This window comes from Roseibium sp. (genome assembly GCF_025698965.1).
Lineage (GTDB): Bacteria > Pseudomonadota > Alphaproteobacteria > Rhizobiales > Stappiaceae > Roseibium.
On the sequence record NZ_JAILWL010000434.1, the window covers coordinates 1 to 5,657 of the forward strand.

A 5,657-nucleotide genomic window follows, 5' to 3' on the forward strand; every position below is an offset into this window, starting at 1 on the left:
TCGGTGACATTCCTCTTTTGGCGCTGGCAGCAATTGCGCCCCTGGCAATGGCCTATTGGCACTATCCGATGGTTGAAAGAGGCAAGCCTCAACTCGGCGCGAATGAAGAAGGCCTTTATGTCGAGCGGATCGGTTTTATCGACTGGGCTGCTATCCGAATGACGGACGTCAAGCGCACGACGGTGCGGAATATGGAGCTGGTCAGCCTGGACGTCCTGTTGACTCGCCCGCTTGAAAATGCGGTTTCCCAGGCGCAGTCCTTCTCCATCTGGAAGAAGTTCATGATGCGGAACTGGAAGCGAACCCCGCGTGAGCACGGCCGGGAACTGATCGCAATCAATCTCCACACTCTGGCGGCAGACCCTGACGAAATTCTCAATCGGATCCGGGCCTTCAAATTTGTCTAAGGCGTGTACTCACAAACGATTGAGAGCGGATGACCGCTTTCTGCAACCCCTCCAAGGCTGATCAATTGACCGCGTCGGTCGGCAACGCGAGCAAAGCGACCGAAGTCGATTGTCTTGGATATCTGATTTGGCAACGTGTCTCGCATCGTCATATTGTGCCAATAGCTGACTTCGGTTCCTGGTTATTTGGCGCTTCGTTCAACCCTTCAAAACTGCAAGCAATTCTTTGGCAGCGGCCCGATCATCGGGGCAGCTGCCGTCAGCGATGCTGTCATAAACTGGATCTAGCAACGCTGTGGCCTCATCTGTGCGGCCCTGTTCCTGCCAAAGGTGTGCAAGGTCAATGGCGGCGCGCAATTCCCAGAGTTTAGCGCCCTGCTTTCGGGCGACGTTAAGCGCGGAACTGAGGTGACTTTCGGCTGCAACACTGTCGCCATCCGCATCTGCCAAAGCCGCATTCAACCGGTGTAGATCCGCCAACGCGTAAGCCTCACCCGTCTGCTCTATGATGTCGTGAGCCATGTTGGCAAGTTCAGCCGCCGCCTCCTTGAGTCCCATGGCCAAGGCCGACCAGCCGACATTGATGCGAAACTGAGATACGAAGAACGTGCACTTTTCCGCGACTATGGCTGCATCGGCCATTTTGTATCTCTTTACGCTGGTTCTATCACCATCTTGAGCTGCGGTGATCTCGGTGACCACCGATACATAGGCGAGCCACAGCGTAAGACTATGCTCCTGGGCAAATGGTGCAATTTCGGACAAACAACGACGGACGCCGGCCTGGTCATCGGCTATCAGATCGAAAGTGGACCGCACGACAAACGCATAGCAAACCGTCTGGCCATGGCCTGTCGATTTAGCGAGACGCTCGCATTCCTTTGCGTGCTCCAAGGCGCGTTTCGTTTCGCCAAGTAACAACAAGTTGCATGCCTTGAAAATGTGAATCGCGACGCCGATATCCTGGCCAAACCGATGGGCGAGGCCCGCATGCGCGACCGGGTCAAAGTGTGCCAGCGCGGCATCGAGATATCGATCTGCCTCCATGAAATCGCCCATGAACCAGTGCGAAAGGCCGCTAACACGATTGGCGACGACAAGAGACACAGAATCCGGCGACTTGTCCGCCTGCTCAACAAGTGCTCTTGCGATCCGCAAAGCGTCGGCGTGCTGGCCCCTGATTGCGGTGCTTACCCATAGGCCATAAAGGATTGAGTATCGCAGCGGGGTTTCGCCAATCCTGTCCGCCAGAGCGAGCGCCTTTTGGAACGCGGCCACGGTTTCATCTGCGCCGTAACCTTTTCGGGCAAGCAACGCCATGCCCATCGGGACCTGTAAAGACAACGCACGTTCAGTTGACAGGGAGGCATCGTCCTCCAGCTGGGGTGAGATCAACGCTATGGCGCGTCCTAGATGCGAGATGGCTTCGTCATATGCAGGCCGCGCGAGGGCTGCACCACTCGCTGCTTCCCACAAATCGATAGCACGATCGGTTAGGGTCGCCGCCTCAGCGTGAACGGCCAGAACTTCTGGTGCAACATCCGTGTCTGTTTCCAGTACGCCAAGTATCCGGGCGTGAACCGCCCTGCGCTTTTCCTTCAGTAGACTTTCGTACGCTGCGTCTCGGACGAGAGCGTGTTTGAAGAGATAGGTCGCTTCTGGTGGCAGGCCGCGCCGGTAGATCAGTTCCGCTTCGATCAGACCGTCCAGAGCGGCGGCCAGTTCGATGTCTGGCAAACGGGAAATTTGAGCCAGCAGGCCGTGGCTGAACTCGCGTCCGATACATGCGGCAGTCTGCGCCACCTCCTTGATCGGTTGAAGCCGATCCAGCCGCGCCATAAGACTGTCATGCAGTGTGGTGGGGATGGCGATTTTACTCAGCGGGCCGTTCAAAACGAGACGGTTGCCGTCCTCTTTAAGTGCGCCCGATTCAAGGATCGTCTTGGTGAGTTCCTCGACAAACAGTGGCACGCCATCGGTGCGCTGAGCGATAACCTCCATGATCTCATCGGGTAATGCCTTTCCCCCAGCCAGTTTGGAAGTGATGGCCCCGACCATTTCCTTGCCCAACCGGTTCAGCGCAAATCGCGTGACGATGGGGTGCCCGCCAAAGCCGTAATCAAAGCTTGGACGTGCTGTGGCAAGGATCATTATTTGCTGGTCGGCAATCGCGTCCAGCAGGAGGTCAACGAGCTCCAGAGATGTCGGATCGATCCAGTGCAGGTCTTCGTAAACCAGCAGAACGGGTCGCTTCTGGGCTTGTTGTACAAGCAATCTGGTCAACGCCTGCATCGTTTGCGCTCTTTGCTGCGCAGGTGTCAGATCAAGTTTGCCGTACCGCTCGGTTCCATATCCCATCATGGGTGCAACTAGCTTCAGCGCGTCGTTCTCTGCACCAAGCAGAACCTCCAGCTTATCCAATCGGGCATCCGAACTGTCCGCTGGCGCGAACCCGGCTGCAAATGACAGCTGTTGAATGACAGGATAGAACGCAGAGTCGGTGTAATAGGGTGAGCATTGATAAGTGATGCGGGTAAGATCATCTTGCGCAATCTCGTCGATCACAGCGCGGGTGATGCGAGACTTGCCGATGCCCGCTTCACCGCTCACAAGGACTATCTGCCCATGACCAGAGCGGGCTAGTGCCCAGCGCTCGAGCATCAACTCGATCTCCCGGTCACGGCCAACGATGGGCGTCAGCGTTCCCGACTGGTGTGCGGCGAACCGACTCTCGACAGATATCTCACCTTTAACGACAAAAGCCTCGACTGGCGCAGCGACACCTTTCAGCTCCTGGGCGCCGATTGATATCAGATTAAAGGCGTTACCCAGCAAGCGTTGGGTTTCCTTTGGTAAAACCAACTGGTTTGGTTCCGCAATTGCCTGCAAGCGCGCGGCCAGGTTGGGGGTCTCACCCACAACTGCCGCCTCTTGTGTTGCTCCTCGGCCGATCAGGTCGCCGACAATCACAACGCCGGTAGCAATGCCAATCCGGGTAGCAAGGGGCGTACCGTCAGCCGCCTGTGATGTCCTGACACTCTCAATGATCGAAAGTCCCGCGCGGACGGCGCGCTCAGCATCATCCTCGTTGGCGCGTGGCCATCCAAAGTAGCACAGCACACCGTCACCCATGAACTTGGCGACAAATCCTTCAAAGCGAGAGACAATCCCGGTAACAGTATCCTGATAACCGGTAATGACAGTGCGCATGTCTTCAGGGTCGGTCTTGCTTGCTATCTCAGTGGATCCCACAAGATCGACAAACATTACCGTCAGATGACGTCGTTCAGCTTCGGAGGACGATACAGAGGGCGTTCCGGCGGACTGCTGTTGTTTGGGTGCTGTAGAATGTGTCTTAATGCCGATGTCAATGCTCTCGATTGCCGCTTTTACGCGGCGGCGAGGACCAAGAGGCAATCCAAGTTCCTTCAAGTCTTCATCGGTGAGATGCGCTAGATCGACGAACTCAATTTCGGCCTCCGCAAAAGCAGAAACGTACTTGTCCAATCCAAGCTCTGCGAGCCAATCCTTGATATCTGACAAATCGTTCCCTCCGGCTCCGAAGGGAGGCATTGACCAGTGTTGTCCAAAATCTCCCGATGGAACAAACAATAGCTCAAAACGAGGTATGGACAAAACTGATGTAAACTTGAGACCTAATGTTAGCGAACAATCAGAGCGGCGGGCAGAACGGCTGGCTTATTGAATGTCGGATATAGGTCAAACTTACGCATTGGAATTCTATGGTGTCGTCGCGTCTGCGACATCAGAAGAAATTGTGAGTGTGCTCAGAGCGGCCGGACCGGTTAGCGGATCAAGCAACCGCATCTGGAAGCGAAACAGACATTGATTTTGGACCTGCGGACGTGATTCAAACTCCAAAAAGTAGCCTTAACTTGCGAGTTGCTCGCACCGACGCCGAATGGTGAATGATCTGCCCGATTCTTCCCTGCAAGCTGCGAGGCGTCCCTCGTGTCGATGACAGGTGTGTCCGCGACGGCAACTTCTGTCTGGGCCTTTGCAGAACCGGCAACCGAGATCCATTCGGATGATCCTTGATATCAAACGAAAGAAGCCCGAACTGCCGTCCGGACTTCAACATCTTTTTGCGGCTACGATCTAGCCCAGATTTTCCTTGAAGAATTCTATCATGCGGTCTTCGGCAAGCTTGGCAGCTTCTGCATCATAGCGCGGTGTCGTGTCATTGTGGAAACCGTGATTGACGCCTGGATACATGTGCGCAACGTAGTTCTTGCCGTTTTCCTTGAGCGCCTTTTCATAAGCGGGCCAGCCTTGATTGATGCGCTCGTCGAGTTCTGCATATTGCAGCATGAGCGGTGCCTGGATTTTCGCCACATCGCCCACATTCGGCTGACGTCCGTAGAAGGGAACACCGGCAGCCAGTTCAGGATAGGCAACAGCGATCGCGTTGACGACCCCGCCGCCGTAACAGAAGCCCACCGCGCCGACCTTGCCCGTGCTGTCACTGCTGTTCAAAAGATATTCAAACCCGGCGAAGAAGTCGTTGAGAAGCTTCTCCCGGTCGACCGTACGCTGCATTTCACGGCCCTGATCGTCGTTTCCAGGATAACCGCCGACCGATGTCAGTCCGTCCGGAGCGAGCGTCAGAAAACCTGCCTTGCCCAAACGGCGTGCGACATCTTCGATATAGGGGTTCAAGCCGCGGTTTTCGTGAATGACGAGCACAGCCGGCAGTTTTCCGGTGGCTCCCGCCGGTTTCACCAGATAGCCGTTAACCTCGCCATGGCCGTTCGGAGAGGGATAGGTAATGCGCTGTGTCTCTATCCCGGCATCATCCGGGTCGACCTGTTGCGCCAGGGCATAGTCGGGGGAGAGCTGATCCAGCAACATGGCCGCTGTCACCCCTGCAACCGTGAATTTGGCCGCACCGTTCAAAAACTCGCGTTTCGTGATCTTGCCATGCGCATAGTAATCGTAAAGATCGAGAAGTTCCTGAGGAAAGTCCTTCGCCGTCATGCGGCGTACCGGTGTCATGTCGTTCATGTCATCACTCCCTGAATAGCATGAAGTTTCATGCTGCCTCGAAACTTAGGAGACTGACAGGCAAGGTCCACCGCCTCATGCTCAATAAGTTGTAACCGTTTGTAACAGGCGAAAACACAAATCTGCGTTGTGGCTTCGAACAGATAGCCCAGGCCGTGTGTATGAATTGGTTTCGGGCGCGGCGTGTGTTGCATTTGAGTCGTGAGCAGGAGGTAAGCAAAGCCC

At 55.5% G+C, this 5,657-nt stretch carries 4 protein-coding genes; 1 reads left to right on the forward strand and 3 read right to left on the reverse strand.

Translation table 11 applies throughout. From position 1 onward, the window contains the following. Nucleotides 1–407: hypothetical protein (locus K5905_RS26195; protein WP_297589692.1), on the forward strand; the 407-nt coding region annotated here is incomplete at its 5' end. 198 nt (nt 408–605) lie between these two features. On the opposite strand, the gene K5905_RS26200 is transcribed toward K5905_RS26195, so the two are convergent. The 3 genes from K5905_RS26200 to K5905_RS26210 all read right to left on the reverse strand — a co-directional run. Then, complete coding sequence (locus tag K5905_RS26200) at nt 606–3,950, reverse strand: adenylate/guanylate cyclase domain-containing protein (RefSeq protein WP_297589695.1); 3,345 nt, start codon at nt 3,948–3,950, stop codon at nt 606–608. A 576-nt stretch (nt 3,951–4,526) separates the two neighbouring features. Next, nucleotides 4,527–5,432 carry a YghX family hydrolase gene (yghX, locus tag K5905_RS26205; protein ID WP_297589697.1) on the reverse strand — a complete coding sequence of 302 codons (906 nt, stop codon included), beginning with the start codon at nt 5,430–5,432 and terminating at the stop codon, nt 4,527–4,529. Then, a partial coding sequence (locus K5905_RS26210; protein WP_297589698.1) for a hypothetical protein occupies nt 5,429–5,657 on the reverse strand: 229 nt, incomplete at its 5' end. The genes yghX and K5905_RS26210, both read right to left, overlap by 4 nt.